Origin of the sequence: Cellulomonas endometrii (assembly GCF_949769265.1) — a bacterium.
Taxonomy (GTDB): Bacteria; Actinomycetota; Actinomycetes; order Actinomycetales; family Cellulomonadaceae; genus Cellulomonas; species Cellulomonas endometrii.
The window spans coordinates 170,753-190,622 of sequence record NZ_CATKPC010000007.1; the positions used below are offsets into that span (position 1 = coordinate 170,753).

A 19,870-nucleotide genomic window follows, 5' to 3' on the forward strand; every position below is an offset into this window, starting at 1 on the left:
AGGCCCGTGCGTGCGAGCGGCTCGCGTGGTCAGACGCGTGCGGGCGAGCGGCGGCGGGTGCTGTCCGGGGTCTCGCCGATCACCCGGCGGTAGCGGCGCGTGAAGTGCGCCTGGTCGGTGTACCCCAGGTCGGCGGCGAGCGCCGCGAGGTCGGTGCGCGGGTCGGCGTAGAGCGTGGTCGCGGCCGTCTGGAGTCGTCGGCACTCGACGAGCCACTTGGGCGTCACCCCGGTGTGCCGGCGGACCACCCGGCTCAGCGTCCGCACCGTCACGCCGAGCGCGTCTGCGAGCTGCGCGACCCGCAGCACGTCGGCGTGCTCCTCGGCGACCCGGCACGCCTCGTTCGCCAGCCGGCCCGCGTCGTCGACCCGCGCGGCCACGGGGCGCAGCCAGTCGTCGAGCACGGGGGCGACGGTCCGCGGGGCGCCGGGTGCCCCCATCGCCGCCGTGACCTCGGCGAGCGGGGCGGACGGCAGCGGCTCGTGCCGCCCGGCGAGCCGCACCGGGTCGGTGGTCGTGAGCAGCCGGGTCGCGGCGGGCCGCAGCAGCACGCCGACCACCCACGACCGCCCGGCGAGCTCCTGCACGGCGAGCACGCGGTCCGGCCCGTGCAGCTCCGCGCCCCCGGGCTGGAGCACGACGTTGCCCGTCGGGTAGGTCAGGACGCGCTGCGGCCGGGTCTCGCCCGCGGGGACGTCCCAGCGGGCCACCCAGACGTGCCGCACCAGGTCGCCGAGGCCGTCGAGGCCGAACCGGTCGAACGCGACCTCGGCGTCGCCCGGGTTGAGGTGCCCCGCCGACCCGACCACGTCGCCCCCGTCGCCTGTCCCGTTCGTACAAGACCCGTGCCGCCCCGCGCGGGACGGTGGACGCATGACCGACAGCACCGCGCCCGCCACGGGCGCCTACACCACCGACGGCGTGCCGCACGGCGTCACGTCCCTCACGCCGCACCTCGTCGTCTCCCCGGCGGCCGCGGCCCTGGAATTCTACGAGCGGGCGTTCGGCGCGCGGGTGCTGGACGTGACGCGGATGGGCGACGTCGTCGGGGAGGCGTCGCTCGACCTCGGGAACGGCCGGTTCACCGTGAGCGACCCCTTGCCGGCGTACGGGATCGTCGCGCCCGACCCCGCCGCCGCGACCTACTCCCTGGCGCTGCACGTGCCGGACGTGGACGCCGTGGTGGAGCGGGCGGTCGCCGCCGGGGCCACCCTGCGGGAGGCGCCGACGACGTTCGTGTCGGGCGACCGCTACGGCTCGGTGCTCGACCCGTTCGGCGTGCGCTGGACCGTGATGACCCGCGTGGAGGACCTGTCGCCGGAGGAGAGCGCACGGCGGGTGGCGCGGTGGGCGGCGGAGCAGGGCGCGGCGGCACAGGGCTGAGGCGGCGCGGGGCTGAGGCGGCGCAGGGCTGAGGCGGCGCAGGGCTGACCCGGCAGAGGGCTGACCCGGCCCGCGCGTGCCGCCGGGGCGCCCCGCGGACGCGCGCCGTAGCCTGGCCGCATGGTGCCCGACCACGGCGTGCTGGACCCGGAGACCGACCCGCTCGCCACCTTCGTGCTGGAGCCCGACGACCTGCGCACGCTCGCCTCCCGGGTGGTGTCGTCGCCCGGTGCGGGCACGCGCACGCACCACGCCCCGTGGACGGGCGCCCCGCTGGCGTCCCTGGCGCAGTCGACGCCCGAGGACGTCGCCCGGGCGGCGCGGCGGGCGCGGGCGGCGCAGCACCTGTGGGCCGCGACGCCCGTGCGGCGGCGCGCCGCGCTCCTGCTGCGGGTGCACGACCTGCTGCTGCACCGGCAGACCGACGTGCTGGACCTGGTGCAGCTCGAGACGGGGAAGGCGCGCGCCGCGGCGTTCGAGGAGGTCGTCGACGTGGCGCTGCTCGCCCGGCACCTCGGGGTCCGGGCGCCCCGCTACCTCGCGCCGGAGCGGCGCGCCGGGGTGGTGCCGGGGCTGACGTCCGTGCGGGTGCGGCACGACCCGGCGGGCGTCGTGGGCGTGGTCGCGCCGTGGAACTACCCGCTGAGCCTCACGCTCGGTGACGTGCTCCCGGCGCTCGTGGCCGGTGACGCCGTGCTGCTGCGGCCGGACCCGCAGACGCCGCTGACCGCGCTGTGGGCGGTGGAGCTGCTGGAGGACGCGGGCATGCCGCCCGGGCTGGTGCAGGTGGTGCTCGGTGACGGGCCGACCGTCGGCGCCGCCGTCGTGGACCACGTCGACCGCCTCGTGTTCACGGGGTCGACCGAGACCGGCCGCGCGGTCGCGGCGCGCGCGGGGGAGCGGCTGGTGCCGAGCACCCTGGAGCTCGGCGGGAAGAACGCGCTGTACGTCGCCGACGACGTGGACGTGGAGGTGGCGGCCGAGGGCGCCGTGCGCGCGTGCTTCGGCGGCACCGGCCAGCTGTGCGTGTCGGTGGAGCGCGTCTACGTGCACGAGGCCGTGGCGGACGCGTTCACGGCGGCGTTCGCCCGCCGCACCCGGGCGCTGCGCGTCGGCACGGGGCTGGACTACCGGGCCGACGTCGGGTCCCTCACGTCCGCGGAGCAGCTGGCCCGCGTGGTCGAGCACGTCGAGGACGCGCTGTCCGGCGGCGCGCGGGTGCTCGCGGGCGCGGTGCACCGCAGGGACATCGGGCCGTACGTCTACGAGCCCACGGTGCTGGAGGGGGTGGGGGAGCACGCGCGGGCGCTCCGGGAGGAGACGTTCGGCCCGGTGGTGGCCCTGTCCCGGGTGGCGTCGGACGACGAGGCCGTGGCGGCGGTGAACGACTCGGTCTACGGGCTGAACGCGTCGGTGTGGACCCGCTCGTCGCGGCGGGGGGCGGCGATCGCGGCGCGGGTGCGCGCGGGCACGGTGAACGTCAACGAGGGGTACGCCGCCACGTGGGCGTCGGTCGCGGCGCCGCAGGGCGGGACCGGCGCGTCGGGCTGGGGGCACCGGCACGGCCGCGAGGGGCTGCTGGCCATGACCACGACCCGGACGGTGGCGGTGCAGCGGCTGGCGCACGGGGTGCGGGTCGCGGGCAGGACCGTCGTGCCGCCGCTCGGCGTCGGGCGCCTGCTCGGGGCGGAGCCGGAGCGGTGGACCGCGACGGCCGCGGGCGTGCTGCGCGCCGCGCGGCGGGTGCGCCTGCGCTGAGGCGGACGCCCCGGGGCCGCCCGCCTCAGCGCGCCGGCGCCGCCACGGGGGTCCCGGGCGCCGGCGTCCCGGGCGCCGACGGCGCCGTGGCCGCGTCACCGGCCTCGAACTGCACCCGGTTCCTGCCCTGCCGCTTCGCGCGGTACAGCGCGGCGTCGGCGCGCGCGGCCAGGGTGTGCGCGGCCTCGCCCGGCAGGGCCATCGCGCCGCCGAGGCTCATGGTCACCCGCAGGTCGGGCGACAGCTCGTGCCAGGCGTAGCCGGCGATGACGCTCCGGATCCGCTCGCACACCGCGGCCGCCTGCTCCCGCGGCGAGTCGAGCAGGACGAGGGTGAACTCCTCGCCGCCGACCCGCGCGACGACGTCCCCGACCCGCACCGCCGCGGTCATGATCTGGGCGACCCGGCGCAGCACCTCGTCGCCGACGGGGTGGGAGTGCTGGTCGTTGACCGACTTGAACAGGTCGAGGTCGGCGACCACGTAGGCCAGGTCGGTCTCCTGCCCCAGGCGCGCGGCGAGGATGGCGTCCAGCCCGCGCCGGTTCAGCAGGCCGGTCAGCGGGTCGTGCGCCGCGTCGTGCTGGAGCGTCTCGTTGAGGGCGGCGAGCTCGGCCGCGCGCTTGCGGGCCTGGTCGCGGGCCTGCCGGACGCGCTCGACGTCGAGCTGGGCGTTCACGACGATGCCGCGGCGCTCGGCGGCCTGGTCGCGCTGCAGCATGACGGCCTCGTGGTACCGGCGGTGGGTGTCCAGGGCGGCCCGCAGGTCGCCGGCGTCCTCGTGCACCTGCACCAGCTCGAGCAGCACGTCGGCGCGCTCCATCGGCCGCAGCGACTGCTCGGTGAGCAGCAGGCCGGCGGACAGGGTGGCGCGCGCGCCCGGGTAGTCGCGGCGCAGCCGCAGCAGGCGCCCGTGCGCGGCGTGGTAGCGGATCGTGAGGTAGCGCGCGGCGACCCGGGGGAGCGCGACGGCGACCTCGCGCAGGGCGGCCGAGGCGAGGTCCAGGTCGCCGCGGGCCATGTACGCGCGCGCGAGCCGGACCCGCGCCTCCGCGGCCATCCGCGGGTTCCCGGTGTTGCCGCCGTCGGCGTCCGGGACGCCGTGCGCGGCCTCCAGGCCCTGGGTCGCGAGCGACACCGCCCGGTCGGCCAGCGCGCGCGACCGGACCGGGTCGGACGCCGCGAGGGCCTCGCTCTCGTCCGTGTCGAGCTTCGCCAGCCCCGACAGGGTCGCGCAGGTGCCGTCCGGGCGGTCCAGCGCCGGCCAGAGCCGCGCGGCCTCGTCCAGCAGCTCCCGCGCCTTCTCCGGGAACCGGTTCATCGAGATGTACGTGTCGGCGAGGTTGTTCAGCGCCGCGGCGAGTCCCTCGGTGTCGTCGAGCTCCCGGCGGATCGCGAGCGACCGGTCGAGCAGCTCGAGGGCCGACACGTTGTCCCCGAACCCGTTGTAGACGGCCGCGAGGCCCTGCAGGAGGCGCCCCTCCCAGGGGCGCAGGCCGTGGGTCGTGCTCAGCTCGAGGGCGCGCTCCATCGCGGCGAGTGCCAGCGCGTCATCACCCAGGAGGTGGTGCGCCCAGCCGCCGTTGTACTCGAGCTCGATCTCCACCGGCACGGCGTGCTCCGCCCGAGCCCGGTCCAGCAGGTCGGGCAGGGCGGCGACGCACAGCGCAGGCGCGGCGTCGCACAACCGGTCGATCCGGTCGAGCTCCGAGCGCCACGAGGACCGGGGGTCCCCCTGCGCCGCTCGGGCAGTCGTCATGAGAGCCGTATCGGGTCGCCGCCAGGGTTGCTGTAGGCATCGATCGGGTGAAGTCCGCAGCGCGGACGGATGACGTCCGAGCGGTGGGACCGTGACGGGACAGGGAAGCGCGCGGGGACGGCAGGAGGGCCCGCACCCGGCGACGGGTGCGGGCCCTCCTGAGGGGCGGACGGAGCGGGCGGTCAGGCGATCGTGGCGACCGACTGCCGCGCGATCTCCAGCTCCTCGTTCGTCGGGATCACCAGCACGGTGACCTCGGCGCCGTCGGGGGAGATGACCGTCGGCTGCTTCTTGCGGCCGGCGTTGCGCTCGGGGTCGACCTGGATGCCCAGGCGCTCCAGGCCCTGCAGGGCGTTCAGGCGCACGATGTCGTCGTTCTCGCCGATGCCGGCGGTGAACGTGATGACGTCCACGTGGCCGAGCTCGGCGTAGTACTTGCCGACGTAGCCCTTGATCCGGTGGTAGTAGACGTCCAGCGCGGTCCGGACGTTCTCGTCGCCGTTCGCCGCGGCGTCGTGCACGTCCCGCATGTCGGTGTAGCCCGACAGGCCGAGCATCCCGGACCTCCGGTTGAGCAGCTCGTCGAGCTGGTCGATCGTGTAGCCGCCGACCCGCGCGAGGTGGAACAGCACGGCCGGGTCGATGTCGCCGGACCGGGTGCCCATGACCAGGCCCTCCAGCGGGGTCAGGCCCATGGAGGTGTCGATGCACTCGCCGCCGCGGACGGCCGACGCCGAGGCGCCGTTGCCGAGGTGCAGCACGATCGTGTTCAGCTCGGACACGTCCTTGCCCAGGAACTCGGCGGTCGCCCGGGAGACGTACAGGTGCGAGGTGCCGTGCGCGCCGTAGCGGCGGATCTTGTACTGCGCCGCGACCTCGCGGTCGATCGCGTAGGTGTACGCGGCCGGGGGCATCGTGCGGTGGAACGCCGTGTCGAAGACCGCGACGTGCGGGACGTTCGGGAACGCGTGCCGGGCGGCCTTCACGCCGGCGACGTTCGCCGGGTTGTGCAGCGGCGCCAGCGGCGACAGGGCGTCGATCTGGGCGAGCACCTCGTCGTCGATGACCGCCGGGCCGTCGAAGACGTCGCCGCCCTGGACGATGCGGTGGCCCACGGCGGTGAGGTCGGCCTCGCGCAGCTGCGGGCCCTGCTGCTCGAACAGGTCCAGGACCAGGCGCATGCCGGTCTCGTGGTCCGGCACCGCCTGCTCGAGGACCGTCTCGCCCGACGGGCCCTCGTGCTTGACCTTGCCGACCTCGAGGCCGATGCGCTCGACGATGCCGCTGGCGAGCGCGTCGCCGCTGGCCACGTCGACGAGCTGGTACTTGATCGACGAGGAGCCGGAGTTGATGACGAGGACGTGGTTCACAGCGAGCCTTCCGAGGTCGAGCCCAGGGCCTGGGCCTGGATCGCCGTGATGGCGACGGTGTTGACGATGTCCTGCACCAGGGCACCGCGGGACAGGTCGTTGACGGGCTTGCGCAGGCCCTGCAGCACGGGCCCGACGGCCACCGCGCCGGCGGAGCGCTGCACGGCCTTGTAGGTGTTGTTGCCGGTGTTCAGGTCGGGGAACACGAACACGGTCGCACGGCCGGCGACGTCCGACTCGGGCATCTTGGTCTTCGCGACCGAGGCGTCCACCGCGGCGTCGTACTGGATCGGCCCCTCGACGTTGAGGTCGGGGCGGCGCTCGCGGACGAGCTCGGTGGCGGTGCGGACCTTGTCGACGTCCACGCCGGAGCCCGACGCGCCGGTCGAGTAGGACAGCATCGCGATCCGCGGCTCGATGCCGAACTGCGCGGCCGTGGCGGCCGAGGAGATCGCGATGTCCGCCAGCTGCTCGGCCGTCGGGTCCGGGTTGACGGCGCAGTCGCCGTAGACGAGCACGCGGTCCTCGAGGCACATGAGGAACACGCTGGACACCACGGAGGTGCCCGGCACCGTCTTGATGATCTCGAACGACGGCTTGATGGTGTGCGCCGTGGTGTGGGCGGCGCCCGACACCATGCCGTCCGCGAGGCCGAGCTGGACCATCATCGTGCCGAAGTACGACACGGAGGACACGATCTCCCGCGCCCGCTCGACGGTCATGCCCTTGTGCTTGCGGAGCTCGGTGTAGTGCTCGGCGAACCGCTCCAGCAGCTCGCCGGACTTCGGGTCGATGACCCGCGCGGCGCTCAGGTCGAGGCCCAGCTCGGTGGCGCGGGCGCGGATCGACGCCTCGTCGCCGAGCAGCGTCAGGTCCGCGACCTGGCGCTGCAGCAGCGTGGAGGCGGCCCGCAGGATCCGGTCGTCGGAGCCCTCGGGCAGCACGATGTGCTTCCGGTCGGACCGCGCGCGGTCCAGCAGGCCGTACTCGAACATCAGCGGCGTGACGACCTCGGGCACCGGCACCTCGAGCGCGGCCAGCGCCTCCTCGGCGTCGGTGTGCTTCTCGAACAGGGCCAGCGCGGTGTCGACCTTGCGCTGGGAGTCGGCCGACAGGCGGCCGCGGGTGCTCGCCGCCGCGCTGGCCGACCGGAAGGTCCCCAGGTCGGTGCGGATCAGCGGGAGGCGGCTGCCGAGGCCGTCGACCAGGCGCTCCACGATGGCCGGCGGGTAGAAGCCGCCGTTGAGGATGATGCCGGACAGCGACGGGAAGCCGTCGGCGGTGTGGGCCATGAGCAGGCCGAGCAGGATGTCCGAGCGGTCGCCCGGGACGATCACCACGACGCCGTCCGACAGCCGCTCCAGCAGGTGCTCGATCGACATCGCGCCGACGAGGACCTCGGTGGCCTCGCGGGACAGGAGCTGCTCGTCGCCGCCGACCAGGGTGCCGTCGACGGACTCCATGAGCTGCCGCACGGTCGGCGCCACGAGGAACGGCTCCTCCGGCAGCGCCCAGGCGGTCGCGCGGGTGGACAGCTCGGCGCGCACCGCGTCGACCGCGGCCGGGTCGCAGCGGTTCGCGACGATGGCCACGACCTGCGCGTGCCCCGCCTCGAGCTCGGACGCGGCGACCTCGGCGACCTGCCGGACCTCCTCCGGGGTGCGGCCCTGGCCCTTGACGCACAGCAGCACGGGGGCGCCGAGGTTCGCGGCGATCCGGGCGTTGAACCCGAGCTCGGCCGGGCCGGCGATGTCGGTGTAGTCGGTGCCGACGATGACGACGACGTCGCAGTCGCGGGCCACCGCGTGGTAGCGCTGCACGATCGTGGCGAGCGCGGCCTCGGGGTCGGCGTGCACGGCCTCGTACGAGGTGCCGATGCAGTCCTCGTAGGACAGGTCGACGCCGTCGTGGGCGAGCAGCAGCTCCAGCACGTAGTCGCGGGTCTCGGTCGACCGGGCGATCGGCCGGTACACGCCGACCCTCTGCACGGTGCGGGTCAGCAGGTCGACCAGACCGAGCGCGACGGTCGACTTGCCGGTGTCCCCCTCGGGGGACGTGACGTAGATGCTGCGGGCCACGGGTGGGGCTTCTTCCTCGTCGAGAGATGACCGGGGTGTGTCAGGTGGTGGGATGAATTCTGCCGGACGTCCGGTGCCGAGGGGTGCGGACGGGCGGGTGACGGTGGCCACCCAGGAGCTCCGCGGGCCGTGCCGGCGCCCTCCGTCGTGACCAAGGTCCTAGAAGACCGATGGCCCGCACCGCGCGCGGTGCGGGCCATCGGCCGCGAGGGACTCGCTACTCGTTGTCACCGCCGGTGGCGGCGGTGGCGTTCTGCTGCGGGCCGCCGACCTCGGTGCCCGTCTCGCCGGCGTCGGGCCACACCCAGTCGCGCACCTCGGGGATGTCCTCCCCGTGCTTGCGGGTGTAGTTGTGCGCCTTCAGCCGGGCGTCGACCATCCGCTGGCGGAGCGCGGCGTACTTGGAACCGAGCGAGGGCGTCTGGTCGATGACGTCGATCACCAGGTGGTACCGGTCGAGGTCGTTGAGCATGACCATGTCGAACGGCGTGGTGGTCGTGCCCTCCTCCTTGTACCCCCGCACGTGGATGTTCTTGTGCCCCTTGCGGCGGTACGTCAGGCGGTGGATCAGCCACGGGTAGCCGTGGTACGCGAACACGATCGGCTTGTCCGTCGTGAACAGCGTGTTGAAGTCGCGGTCCGACAGGCCGTGCGGGTGCTCCCGCTCGTCCTGCAGGCGCATGAGGTCCACGACGTTGACCACGCGCACCTTGAGGTCCGGCAGCTCGCGCTTGAGGATGTCCGCCGCGGCCAGCACCTCGAGCGTCGGGACGTCGCCCGCGCAGCCCAGGACGACGTCGGGATCCTCGCCCTCGACCTCGGTCCCGGCCCACTCCCAGATGCCGAGGCCGCGGGTGCAGTGCGCCACCGCCTCGTCCATCGTGAGGAAGTTCGGCGCGGGCTGCTTGCCGGACACCACGACGTTGACGTACTGCCGGCTGCGCAGGCAGTGGTCGTACGTCGACAGGAGGGTGTTCGCGTCCGGCGGCAGGTACACCCGGACGATCTCGGCCTTCTTGTTGACCACGTGGTCGATGAAGCCCGGGTCCTGGTGGCTGAAGCCGTTGTGGTCCTGGCGCCACACGTGGCTGGACAGCAGGTAGTTCAGCGACGCGATCGGCCGGCGCCACGGGATGTGGTTCGTGACCTTGAGCCACTTCGCGTGCTGGTTGAACATCGAGTCGACGATGTGGATGAACGCCTCGTACGAGGTGATCAGGCCGTGGCGCCCGGTGAGCAGGTAGCCCTCGAGCCAGCCCTGGCACTGGTGCTCCGACAGCATCTCCATCACGCGGCCCGCGCGGGCCAGGTGGTCGTCGACGTCGGTCGGCAGGTACTCGGCGTTCCACTGCTTGTCGGTCACGTCGAACACCGCCTGCAGGCGGTTGGACGCGGTCTCGTCCGGGCCGAAGATCCGGAAGTTGTCCGGGTTCCGGCGGATGACCTCGGTCAGGTACACGCCGAGCTGGCGCGTGGCCTCGGAGATCGAGCCGCCCGGCACCGGGACGTCGACCGCGAAGTCGCGGAAGTCCGGCAGGCGCAGGTCCTTGAGCAGCAGCCCGCCGTTGGCGTGCGGGTTGTCGCTCATCCGCAGGGTGCCCTCGGGGGCGAGCGCGCGGATGTCCTCGCGCACCGAGCCGTTCTCGTCGAACAGCTCCTCCGGGCGGTACGACTGCAGCCAGCCCTCGAGCACCTTGAGGTGCTCGTCGGTGTCGCGGGCGCTGGCCAGCGGCACCTGGTGCGAGCGCCAGGAGTCCTCGACCTGCTTGCCGTCGATCACCGGCGGGCAGGTCCAGCCCTTGGGCGTCTTGAAGACGATCATCGGCCACGCCGGGCGGGACTCGTCGCCGGCGGCCGCGCGGGCCTTGATCTCGGCGATCTCGTCGAGCACCACGTCGAGCAGCTCCGCGAAGCGCGCGTGCACGGCCGCGTGGTCCTCGCCGTCGAACCCGCCCACGAACATGTGCGGCTTGTGCCCGTACCCGCGCATGAGGTCGAGGAGCTCCTCCTCGGGGATGCGCGCCAGCACCGTCGGGTTCGCGATCTTGTACCCGTTGAGGTGCAGGATCGGCAGGACGACGCCGTCCTTGGCCGGGTCGACGAACTTGTTGGAGTGCCAGGACGTCGCCAGGGGGCCGGTCTCGGCCTCGCCGTCGCCGACGACCGCCGCGACCAGCAGGTCCGGGTTGTCGAACGCCGCGCCGTACGCGTGGGACAGGGCGTAGCCGAGCTCGCCGCCCTCGTGGATCGAGCCGGGAGTCTCCGGGGCCACGTGGCTCGGGATGCCGCCCGGGAACGAGAACTGGCGGAACAGGCGCTGCACGCCCTCGGCGTCCGGCGTGATGTCGGAGTAGACCTCGGAGTACGTGCCGTCCAGGTACGCGCTCGCGACGAGGCCCGGACCGCCGTGGCCGGGGCCCGTGACGTACAGGGTCGACTGCTCGCGCTCCGCGATCACGCGGTTGAGGTGGGCGTACAGGAAGTTCAGACCGGGGGTCGTCCCCCAGTGGCCCAGCAGCCGCGGCTTCACGTGGTCCCGCGTCAGCGGCTCCCGCAGCAGCGGGTTGTCGAGCAGGTAGATCTGCCCCACCGACAGGTAGTTCGCCGCCCGCCACCAGGCGTCGATGCGTCGGAGCGTCTCGTCCGTGACGGGCTGGCCGGAGCCGGTCCGCCACGTGGCGAGCTGCGACGTCGTCGTAGTCATGTCTCTCCCCGTTGTCGCACATCCACCACGGATGACCGTGGGCCCGGTCGAGCACGCCCCGCCCGGACGACCCCAGCCTTGCGGCGCGTCGCGCCGCGATCCGGGACGTCCGACCTAGCCCGCCCCGCAGCTGCGAGGCAGCCGTCAACCATCCAACCCCATCGGGTGAGGCCCTGCACCTGCCGGCGGGCGTGCGACCTCGGGTTCTGCGGCGGAGGCGGGGCCGGACGCGGGCGCGCCCAGGTGCGGCGGGTACCGTGCTGCGGTGCCCCAGGACCCGCCCGCCGATCCGCACGCGCCGCGCGTGTCGCTGTGGCGCGTCGCTCGGACGCCGCGGATGATCGCGCTCCTGGTCGTGCTGCTGGCCGCCGCCGCGGTGTGCGGGCGGCTGGGCGCGTGGCAGCTGGAGCGCGCCGAGGTCCGCGGGGCGTCCGCGCAGGCCGCCCGGCTGGCGGAGATCGAGGCGCAGGAGCCGGTCCCGATCGAGGAGGTCCTGGCGCCGCAGTCCACGTTCGACGGCGCGCTCGTGGGCCGGCGCGTGGAGGCGACGGGGGAGTACGAGGCCGAGGGGCAGCTGCTCGTCGCCGGCCGAGCCCTGGAGGACCGCACCGGCTCTCTCGTCCTGACCCCGCTGCGGGTGGCGTCGGACGACCCGGGGGCGGACGGGGCGGTGCTGCCGGTCGTGCGCGGCTGGGTCCCGGACGGCGACCCGGGCGCGGCGCTGCTCGAGGTGCCCGCCGGTCCGGTCACCGTCACCGGCTACCTGCAGGCGTCCGAGGACTCCGGGGCGGCGCACGGCAGCCTGCCCGCCGGCACCACCGACTCCATCTCGTCCGCCGAGCTGCTCGGCGAGTGGGGCGGGCCGATCTGGACCGGGTACGCGGTGCTGACCGGCGCCGACCCCGCCCAGGACCCCGGCATCGAGCTGCTGCCCCCGCCCACCCGGTCCGGCACCGGGCTGAACATCCAGAACCTGGGCTACGCGGCGCAGTGGTTCGTGTTCGGCGGGTTCGCGGTGTTCCTCTGGGTCCGGCTGCTCAAGGACGAGGTGCTCCGCGAGTCCGGCGCGTTCGAGGCGGCGGGCGCCCCGGGGGCCCCGGCCGCGCCCGGGGCGGCGGCCACCCCCGCGGCTGCGGGACAATCGGTCGGCAGCACCAGCACCACCACCCGAGAGGACCCCCGATGACCGAGCCCACCGCCTCGCCCGCCCCCGCACCCGTGCTGGAGGGCGCCCGGGCCCGGCTCGGCCGCTACCGGGTGATGGCGTGGATCACCGGCACGATGCTGCTGGTGCTGTGCCTGGAGATGGTGCTCAAGTACGTCTTCCACGCGAACGGCTACGAGCTCACGGGTGAGCCGAAGCCGGTGATCGGCACCTGGGTCGCCATCGTGCACGGCTGGATCTACGTCGTGTACCTGGTCACGGTCGTGCAGCTGTGGTCGGCCATGCGCTGGTCGCTCGGCCGGCTCGTGACCATGGCGCTGGCGGGCGTCGTGCCGGTCATGTCGTTCGTCCTGGAGCGCCGGGTGCACGCGGACGCGGTCACGCGGATCGACGGCACCCCCGCGCGCTGAGCGGCGCCGGGCACCGGCCGTCCGCGGTCAGGGGGCGCTCGCGGCCGTCCGGGCCGGGTCGGCGCGCCGCGCCCGCCACCGGGCGACCGGCCGCTCCACCAGCCACCAGCTCGCCGTCGCGGCGAGCAGCGTGAGCACGACGGTGGCCGACGCCCCGGCGAGGTCGTCGGGGTGGTGCAGCCAGCGCGCGATCGCCGCGTTCCACAGGTACGCCGCGTACGACACGGTGCCCAGGGCGACGGCCGGGCGCAGCAGCGGGCTCGGCAGGCGGGCCCACCGGCTCGCGGACGAGATGAGCACGACGGTCCCGACCGCCACGGCCGGCACGCCGAGGACGTACCAGGACGTGTGCTGCGCGACCCCGGTGAGCAGCGTGCCGGCCCCCAGCGCACCGACGACGGCCAGGAGGGTCGCGCGCCGCGCCCGCGGGGCGGACGGCAGCAGGTGCGGCAGCTCGGCGCGACCCAGGTACGCCGCGCAGCCGATGAGCAGGGCGGCGCCCCACGAGGTCGGCAGCGCGTAGACCCGGGCGGTGTCCGGCGCCACGACGAGCAGGGACACGATGCACGCGGCGAGCGAGCCCGCGACGCACACGGCCAGCGCGACCCGCAGCAGCCCCCGCCGCCAGCCCCACGCGAGCACCAGCGGCCACACGAGGTAGAACTGCTCCTCCGTCGCGAGCGTCCAGAAGTGGTAGAGCGACTCGCTGCCGTGCGGCAGGCCGGGGACGTTCATCGTGTAGGTCAGCGCGGCCACCAGCGACGCGGGGACCAGGTCCGCCTCGCCCAGGTGGTCCAGGGCCCCCTCGACGACGACGTAGCCGGCCAGCATGAGCAGCAGCGGCGGGAACAGCCGCAGCGCCCGGGCGGCGTAGAACCGGCCGAACCGGACCCGGCCGTGCCGCTCCAGGTCCCGCATGAGCACGCCCGTGATGAGCCACCCCGACAGCGCGAAGAACATCGTCACGCCGATGACGCCGGCGGCGCCGAACACGTCGGGGGCGGCGTGGTTGAGCAGCACGAGGCCCACCGCGAACCCCCGGAGCGCGTCGAGGCCGGGGAGCCGCGCGGGGCGGTCCGGGGTGCCGGTGCGGGCATGCACGGCCGTCGACGCGCCGGAGACGACCACGTGTGTCGCGGCCTCGCCCGGCGTCCCGCGCGCGTCATCCCTCACGTAACGGAAGATATGTCCGGTATGCGAGGTTTGGGAACGACGCAGGCGGGTGAGGTGCGGACGGGCACGAGATCTGCACATCCCCCGGCCGACGCTGACGTCACAGGAGAGTGGCGGGCGCCCCCGCGGGGGTCGCGGCGCGACGACCCAGGTCAGCGGGTCCGTGCGTCGCTATGCTGTGCCGCGCCGGCCGGAAGGAGGTGTCGCCCGTGTCCCTGCACCACATGCAGATCGGGGAGGTCGCGGAGCGCACCGGCCTGTCCCTGCGCACCATCCGCTACTACGGCGAGGTCGGCCTCGTGCAGCCCTCGGCCCGCACCCACGGCGGCTTCCGCCTCTACACCGAGCCCGACATCGCACGGTTGGAGCTGATCAAGCGCATGAAGCCGCTCGACTTCTCCCTCGACGAGATGGGTGACCTGCTGGGGGTCCTCGACCGCCTCAACGAGCCCGGGATCAGCGCCGAGGAGCACGACGCCCTGCTCGAGCGCCTCGCCATGTACCGGCTGGCGGCGGAGGAGCGGTCCCGCGCGCTGCGCGAGCAGCTCGCCGTGGCGGAGGACTTCCACGAGAGCCTCCGCAAGGAGATCAGCCGCCAGCGCCGGATCGGCGAGCGCTCCGGGTCCTGACGCGCACGGGGCCCGGCCGCGCGCGACGACCACGCGCGCCCGGACCGGCCCGCGGCGCGCACTACCCTGGTGCCGTGACCGACGCCTCCGCTGTCCCCGCGCCGCCTCCGTCCGCCCCGCCCCGCCCCGTGCTGGTCGTCGACTTCGGCGCGCAGTACGCGCAGCTGATCGCGCGCCGCGTGCGGGAGGCGAACGTCTACTCCGAGATCGTGCCGCACACCGCCACCGTCGCGGACCTGCTCGCCAAGGACCCCTCGGCGATCATCCTGTCCGGCGGGCCCTCGTCCGTGTACGCCGAGGGCGCCCCGTTCGTCGACCCGGCCCTGTTCGAGGCCGGCGTCCCGGTGCTCGGCATCTGCTACGGGTTCCAGGCGATGGCCAAGGCGCTCGGCGGCACCGTCGCGCAGACCGGGAACCGCGAGTACGGCGGGACCCCGGTCGAGGTCGTCACCACCGGCACCGTGCTCGCCGACAGCCCCGAGCAGCAGACCGTCTGGATGAGCCACGGCGACGCCGTGCACGCCGCGCCCGAGGGCTTCGAGGTCCTCGCGACGTCGGCGGGCTCCCCGGTCGCGGCGTTCGAGGACCGCGCCCGCCGCCTGTTCGGCGTGCAGTGGCACCCGGAGGTGAAGCACTCGCCGCTCGGCCAGCGCACCCTCGAGCACTTCCTCTACGAGGGCGCCGGCCTGGCGCCCGAGTGGAACCCCGGCAACGTGATCGCCGACCAGGTCGAGCGGATCCGCGCCCAGGTCGGCGACGCCCGCGTGATCTGCGGCCTGTCCGGCGGCGTGGACTCCTCCGTCGCGGCGGCGCTCGTGCAGAAGGCCGTCGGCGACCAGCTCACCTGCGTGTTCGTCGACCACGGGCTCCTGCGCACCGGCGAGGCGGAGCAGGTCGAGAAGGACTTCGTCGCCTCGACGGGCGTCAACCTGAAGATCGTCGACGCCCGGGAGCAGTTCCTGCAGGCGCTCGCCGGCCACACCGACCCCGAGACCAAGCGCAAGATCATCGGCCGCGAGTTCATCCGCGTGTTCGAGGCCGCCGCGCGCGAGGTCGTCGAGGAGGCCGGCGCCCACGGCGAGGAGGTCAAGTTCCTCGTGCAGGGCACGCTGTACCCGGACGTCGTCGAGTCCGGCGGCGGCGAGGGCGCGGCGAACATCAAGAGCCACCACAACGTCGGCGGCCTGCCGGACGACCTGCAGTTCGAGCTCGTCGAGCCGCTGCGCACCCTGTTCAAGGACGAGGTCCGCGCGGTCGGCCTGGAGCTCGGCGTGCCGGAGGGCATCGTCTGGCGCCAGCCGTTCCCCGGGCCCGGGCTGGGCATCCGCATCATCGGCGAGGTCACGCAGGAGCGCCTCGACATCCTGCGCGCCGCGGACCTGATCGCCCGCGACGAGCTGACCCGCGCCGGGCTGGACCGCGAGATCTGGCAGTGCCCCGTGGTGCTGCTGGCGGACGTCCGGTCCGTCGGCGTGCAGGGCGACGGCCGGACCTACGGGCACCCGGTCGTGCTGCGGCCGGTGTCCTCCGAGGACGCGATGACCGCCGACTGGACCCGCCTGCCGTACGACGTGCTGGCGACGATCTCGACGCGCATCACGAACGAGGTGCCCGAGGTGAACCGCGTGGTGCTCGACGTGACGAGCAAGCCGCCGGGCACCATCGAGTGGGAGTGACGCCGGCGCGAGCCGCGCGGTGAGGCCACGGCCCGGTGCCCTGCGGGGTGCCGGGCCGTCGTCGTCGGGTCCGTGCGGGCCGGGGCCGGCGTCAGCCGGCGGGGTGCACCAGCGCGAGCGCCGCCCGCAGCGCGCCGAGCTCGACCTGCCCGGGCGCGGACGCGTCCCCGACGGTGCCGAAGGTCGCCGCCGACCCGAACGTCCCGCCGGCGATCCGCGACGCCACGCCGAGCCCGCCCATCGCCATGGTGATCAGGGGCCGGCCGGTGCGCTGCGCGGTCGCCCAGGTGGCCGACAGCAGCGTCAGGACGTCGCCCGGGTCGTGCGGCGTCACGGCGATCTTGAGGACGTCGGCCCCCAGGTCGGCCATGCCCAGCAGGCGGTCGACGATCGCGTCCTGCGGCGGGGTGCCGGCGAAGTCGTGGCTCGACCCGACGACCGGGACGCCCGCGGCGTGCGCGGCGGCGACGAGCCGCGCGGCGGGTCCCCGGGCGACCTCGACGTCGAGCAGGTCGGCGATCCCCGCGTCGAGCAGCGCGACCAGCAGCGACTCGTAGGCGGCGTCGTCCGGGTCGCCGCCGCCCCCCTCGGCGGCGGTGCGCACCGTGACGAGCAGGGGAAGCCCGTCGAGCGCGGCGACGAGCGCCCGGCCGGCCCGGACCGCCTCGACCGTGGTCGCCCGCCCGTCCGCGAGCAGGTCCACGCGCCACTCGACGACGTCCGGCGCGGCGGCGACGACGGCGCGCGCCTGGTCGAGCAGCGCGGCCGGGGTGCGTCCCGTGAGCGGCACGATCACGACCGGGCGCCCCGCGCCGATCGCGGCGCCGCGGACCGCGACCGGCGCGCGCCGCGGTGCGTCGACGGGGTCGGTCGGGGTCGGCGTCATGGGTCCTCCTGGGTCGGCGCCGAGGCTAGCGGACCCGCCGGGGCGGGGCCGTGCCGTCCGCGACCAGGACCTATGTCCTAGGCTGAACGGGCGTCACCTCGTGGGACGAAAGGCCTGATCGGCGGGAAAATCGACTTTGTGCATCGCGTCACGAAGCGGATCTGCGGCTGGCGCATGACTTACGTCCCACCTCGCGGCCGCAGGGGGGAGCAGGCTCTTCCTCGTGGGGCTCACAGGTTCCACCGGACCGACCGACGGTCGTTCCGCAACGGGGGTATCTGAAGGGAACACCACATGTCTACCGTGGCAGCGACGGGCGGCTCGAAGGCTGCTCGCGTCATCGGCATCATCTCGGCGATCGCCGGCATCGTCCTCATCATCGCCGGCGGCATCACCTGGGGCATGGTCTCCAGCAAGCTCGCCGACCAGAACATCACCGTCTCGGAGGACGCCGCGAACTTCGGCGGCCAGCCCGTGACGAGCCCCTGGACGGCGTTCGCCCAGGCGGACATCATCGAGCACCACGCCCTCAAGGCCACGGATGGCAAGACCTACGCCGAGCTCGAGCAGGACGACCCGCTGCGCGAGGTCGCGATGAACGCGTCCTTCCTGCGCGGCTCGCTGTTCACCTCGGTCGTCGCGTTCGGCGTCGCCGCCCTGGTCATGGGCCTGGGCGTCATGTTCATCCTGATCGGCTACGCGCTGTTCGCCCTGGCCGGCCGCAAGGTCGCCACGGTCGTCGACAGCCGCGACGGCACCCCGGTGGACGCGGGCCTCAAGGCCTGACACCCGCCGCACGGCACGAAGGGCCGGGACCCGTACGGGTCCCGGCCCTTCGTCGTCCGCGGGTGCGGTGCGCGCCGGCGGTCAGCTGCCGGCGGCGTGCTCCCGGTTCTTCCGGCGGGCCGCGCTGAGCACCGAGCCGACCAGCAGGGCGACCCCCGCCGCGGCCAGCAGCACGATCAGCGCGAGCTGGACGTCGATCTGCGCGCCCGCCGCCGCGGCCAGGATGCCGACGCCGACCACCGTGACGATCAGCCCCCAGACCACGGTCGCCGAGCGCGGGCCGCGGTCCTCCGGGAGCGTCGCCAGGGCGGGCGTCGCCGGGGCGGGCGTCGCCGCGGCGCTCGTCGCCCCGGTCGTCGCCCCGGTCGTCGGCGCGGTGCCCGAGAACGGTGCCGCGCCCGAGAACGCGGCGGTGCTCGGCGACGCCGTGGCGCTCGCGGCCGGCGTCCCCGGCGCCGGGGCGGCGGACGACCCCCCGGCGGGCGTCGCGGGCGCCCGCTCGAACGTCCGGGTCGGGTCGAGCGTCTCGATCCGCTCGGTCTCACCGCCGTCGGGCGTCCGGGCGATGCGCTCCGTCGCGGGCTCCGAGCCGGGCTCGGACGTGTGGGCGATCTGCTCGGTGGCGGGCTCGGTGCCGTCGTCCGGTCCGGTGGTGCTCATCAGTCCTCCTCGATGGTGATGCTGCCGATGCCGACCTCGACGGACAGCGCGATCTGCGCGTCCCGCCGGTCCGTCATCTCCTCGCTGCTGAACCGCCGGTCGTGCCCGACGCCGTCGGACACCTGGCGGGTGCCGTCCAGGAGCCACTCGACGTTGCCGGCGCCGGAGGTGACGTCCGCGGTGACGGCCGTGCCGTCCGGGACGATCACCCGCACGTCGCCCACCCCGCCCTCGATCGGCACGACGAGCGTGTCGTCCGTCAGCGGCACCTCGGTGAGGTCGATGACCGCGTTGCCGATGCCGAAGGAGAACCCGTCCTCCGCGTCCTCCCGCGTGGTGACGGTGGTGTCGTAGCTGCGGAACGGCCGGTCGTCGGCGTCCCAGTCCCAGCGGTCCTGGTCGCCGAACACGACGGCCGGGCCGGCGACGACCATGCCGATGATCGCCAGCGCGGTCAGGCCGCCGGCGGTGCGGCCGCGCAGGCCGGAGACGATGATGCCGAGGCCCACCAGGGCCACGCCGCCGCCGACGACGACCGCGGCGATCGGCCCGTCGTAGATCCCGGCGTAGTCCGCCGCCAGCAGGCCCGCGAGGCCCAGGAGGATGACCGCCACGACCACGCCCGTCAGGGCGGCGCCGGGTCCGCGGCGCGGCGGCCTGGGCGGCTGCGGGGGCGTCGGCGGCGGCGGAGGGGTCGGCGTCCAGCCGCGCCCGGGCGGCACGGAGGCACCGGAGCCGGACCACGTCGGGGTGCCGTAGGGGCTGTACGGCGGCCGCGGCGGGGCGGGGCGGCACGGGGTTGCCGGTGGCCGGGCGCGGCGGCGTCGCCGCGGCGGGGGTCGCGGGCGCCGGGGCGCCGGGGACCGGGCTGGTGCTGGTCATGAAGGGCTGTCCTTCCGGGTACGGGGGCTGCCACTGCGGCGCCGGGGCCCGGCGCTCCTTGTTCTGGCGCAGCACGTTCACCGTGATGACGACGCCGGCGCCGACGACGGCGATCCACGCGACACCGCCGAGCCAGCCGGAGTCGAACGGACCCCAGCTGAACCACCAGTCACCGGCGCTCATGCCGATGACGACCATGGCGATCGCGCCGAGCAGCGCGATGTCGAAGCGGCCGCGGATGGTCTCCTCGAGGTGGATGCGCCCGTCGGCCTGCTCGGGCAGCAGCGCCCACGCCAGGCCGTACAGCACGAAGCCGAAGCCCATGAGCATCGTCACGCCGATGGCCCCGCGCACCAGGAGCGGGTCGACGCCGAACCGCGCGGCGAGACCGCCGCCGACCCCGCCGACCCAGCGGTCCGACGACCGGGTCACCCCGGTGCGGCGGATCGCCTCGAAGAAGCCGTTCACCCCGTTGCCGTCGGACGGGGGTGCCACCGGCGGGGAGACCGGCGGGGGCACCCCCGTCCGACGGCAACGGGGTGAACGGCTTCTTC

At 74.6% G+C, this 19,870-nt stretch carries 16 protein-coding genes and 1 pseudogene; 8 read left to right on the top strand and 9 right to left on the bottom strand.

Annotated elements, in window-relative coordinates; genetic code table 11:
• Positions 1–29 precede the first annotated feature (29 nt).
• Positions 30–809, bottom strand: a complete 780-nt coding sequence (locus QNH85_RS10145) for an AraC family transcriptional regulator (RefSeq protein WP_282946214.1) — start codon at positions 807–809, stop codon at positions 30–32.
• Positions 810–873: 64 nt separating this feature from the next.
• On the opposite strand from QNH85_RS10145, the gene QNH85_RS10150 reads away from it, so the two are divergent.
• Entirely contained in the window at positions 874–1,383 is a 510-nt protein-coding gene (locus QNH85_RS10150) for a VOC family protein (protein ID WP_282946216.1), read from the top strand.
• 120 nt (positions 1,384–1,503) lie between these two features.
• Positions 1,504–3,141, top strand: coding sequence for a succinic semialdehyde dehydrogenase (locus QNH85_RS10155; protein ID WP_282946217.1), 1,638 nt, complete (start codon positions 1,504–1,506; stop codon positions 3,139–3,141).
• A gap of 25 nt (positions 3,142–3,166) precedes the next feature.
• Here QNH85_RS10155 and QNH85_RS10160 read toward each other — a convergent pair whose 3' ends face one another.
• The 4 genes from QNH85_RS10160 to QNH85_RS10175 all read right to left on the bottom strand — a co-directional run bounded on the left by QNH85_RS10160 (position 3,167) and on the right by QNH85_RS10175 (position 11,049).
• Positions 3,167–4,897 (bottom strand): diguanylate cyclase, encoded by a 1,731-nt coding sequence (locus QNH85_RS10160; protein ID WP_282946219.1) that lies wholly within the window; start codon positions 4,895–4,897, stop codon positions 3,167–3,169.
• Between the two features lie 182 nt (positions 4,898–5,079).
• Positions 5,080–6,267 carry an acetate/propionate family kinase gene (locus tag QNH85_RS10165; RefSeq protein ID WP_282946220.1) on the bottom strand — a complete coding sequence of 396 codons (1,188 nt, stop codon included), beginning with the start codon at positions 6,265–6,267 and terminating at the stop codon, positions 5,080–5,082.
• On the bottom strand, positions 6,264–8,345 hold the full coding sequence (gene pta, locus QNH85_RS10170) for a phosphate acetyltransferase (RefSeq protein WP_282946222.1): 2,082 nt from the start codon (positions 8,343–8,345) through the stop codon (positions 6,264–6,266). The genes QNH85_RS10165 and pta overlap by 4 nt, the downstream gene beginning before the upstream one ends.
• A 217-nt stretch (positions 8,346–8,562) precedes the next feature.
• Positions 8,563–11,049 carry a phosphoketolase family protein gene (locus QNH85_RS10175; protein ID WP_282946224.1) on the bottom strand — a complete coding sequence of 829 codons (2,487 nt, stop codon included), beginning with the start codon at positions 11,047–11,049 and terminating at the stop codon, positions 8,563–8,565.
• Positions 11,050–11,314: 265 nt separating this feature from the next.
• Between QNH85_RS10175 and QNH85_RS10180 the strand changes: the two genes are divergently transcribed.
• Complete coding sequence (locus QNH85_RS10180; protein WP_282946225.1) at positions 11,315–12,235, top strand: SURF1 family protein; 921 nt, start codon at positions 11,315–11,317, stop codon at positions 12,233–12,235.
• Positions 12,232–12,624: a DUF3817 domain-containing protein gene (locus QNH85_RS10185; protein WP_282946226.1), complete on the top strand. Its 393-nt coding sequence runs from the start codon at positions 12,232–12,234 to the stop codon at positions 12,622–12,624. The genes QNH85_RS10180 and QNH85_RS10185 overlap by 4 nt, the downstream gene beginning before the upstream one ends.
• Before the next feature lie 27 nt (positions 12,625–12,651).
• Here QNH85_RS10185 and QNH85_RS10190 read toward each other — a convergent pair whose 3' ends face one another.
• Positions 12,652–13,797, bottom strand: a complete 1,146-nt coding sequence (locus tag QNH85_RS10190) for an acyltransferase family protein (protein WP_282946227.1) — start codon at positions 13,795–13,797, stop codon at positions 12,652–12,654.
• 209 nt (positions 13,798–14,006) lie between these two features.
• Here QNH85_RS10190 and QNH85_RS10195 point away from each other — a divergent pair, with 209 nt between their 5' ends.
• Together QNH85_RS10195 and guaA are read left to right on the top strand one after the other, a co-directional pair.
• On the top strand, positions 14,007–14,426 hold the full coding sequence (locus QNH85_RS10195) for a MerR family transcriptional regulator (RefSeq protein ID WP_282946228.1): 420 nt from the start codon (positions 14,007–14,009) through the stop codon (positions 14,424–14,426).
• A 74-nt stretch (positions 14,427–14,500) separates the two neighbouring features.
• The gene (gene guaA / locus QNH85_RS10200) at positions 14,501–16,102 is read left to right on the top strand and encodes a glutamine-hydrolyzing GMP synthase (protein ID WP_249669301.1); all 1,602 of its coding nucleotides are present in this window, start codon (positions 14,501–14,503) and stop codon (positions 16,100–16,102) included.
• A gap of 91 nt (positions 16,103–16,193) precedes the next feature.
• Here guaA and aroD read toward each other — a convergent pair whose 3' ends face one another.
• A complete protein-coding gene (gene aroD / locus QNH85_RS10205; RefSeq protein ID WP_282946231.1) occupies positions 16,194–16,988 on the bottom strand; it encodes a type I 3-dehydroquinate dehydratase in 795 nt (264 codons plus the stop codon).
• Positions 16,989–17,282: 294 nt separating this feature from the next.
• On the opposite strand from aroD, the gene QNH85_RS10210 reads away from it, so the two are divergent.
• Complete coding sequence (locus QNH85_RS10210) at positions 17,283–17,774, top strand: aromatic ring-opening dioxygenase LigA (protein ID WP_282946233.1); 492 nt, start codon at positions 17,283–17,285, stop codon at positions 17,772–17,774.
• 67 nt (positions 17,775–17,841) lie between these two features.
• Positions 17,842–18,453, top strand: a complete 612-nt coding sequence (locus QNH85_RS20015) for a hypothetical protein (protein ID WP_428830389.1) — start codon at positions 17,842–17,844, stop codon at positions 18,451–18,453.
• On the opposite strand, the gene QNH85_RS10220 is transcribed toward QNH85_RS20015, so the two are convergent.
• A complete protein-coding gene (locus QNH85_RS10220; protein ID WP_282946237.1) occupies positions 18,434–19,048 on the bottom strand; it encodes a LiaF domain-containing protein in 615 nt (204 codons plus the stop codon). The two genes, QNH85_RS20015 and QNH85_RS10220, sit on opposite strands and share 20 nt — an antisense overlap.
• 601 nt (positions 19,049–19,649) lie before the next feature.
• A pseudogene (locus QNH85_RS20020) lies at positions 19,650–19,835 on the bottom strand (PspC domain-containing protein); the annotation flags it as partial.
• Between the last annotated feature and the right edge of the window lie 35 nt (positions 19,836–19,870).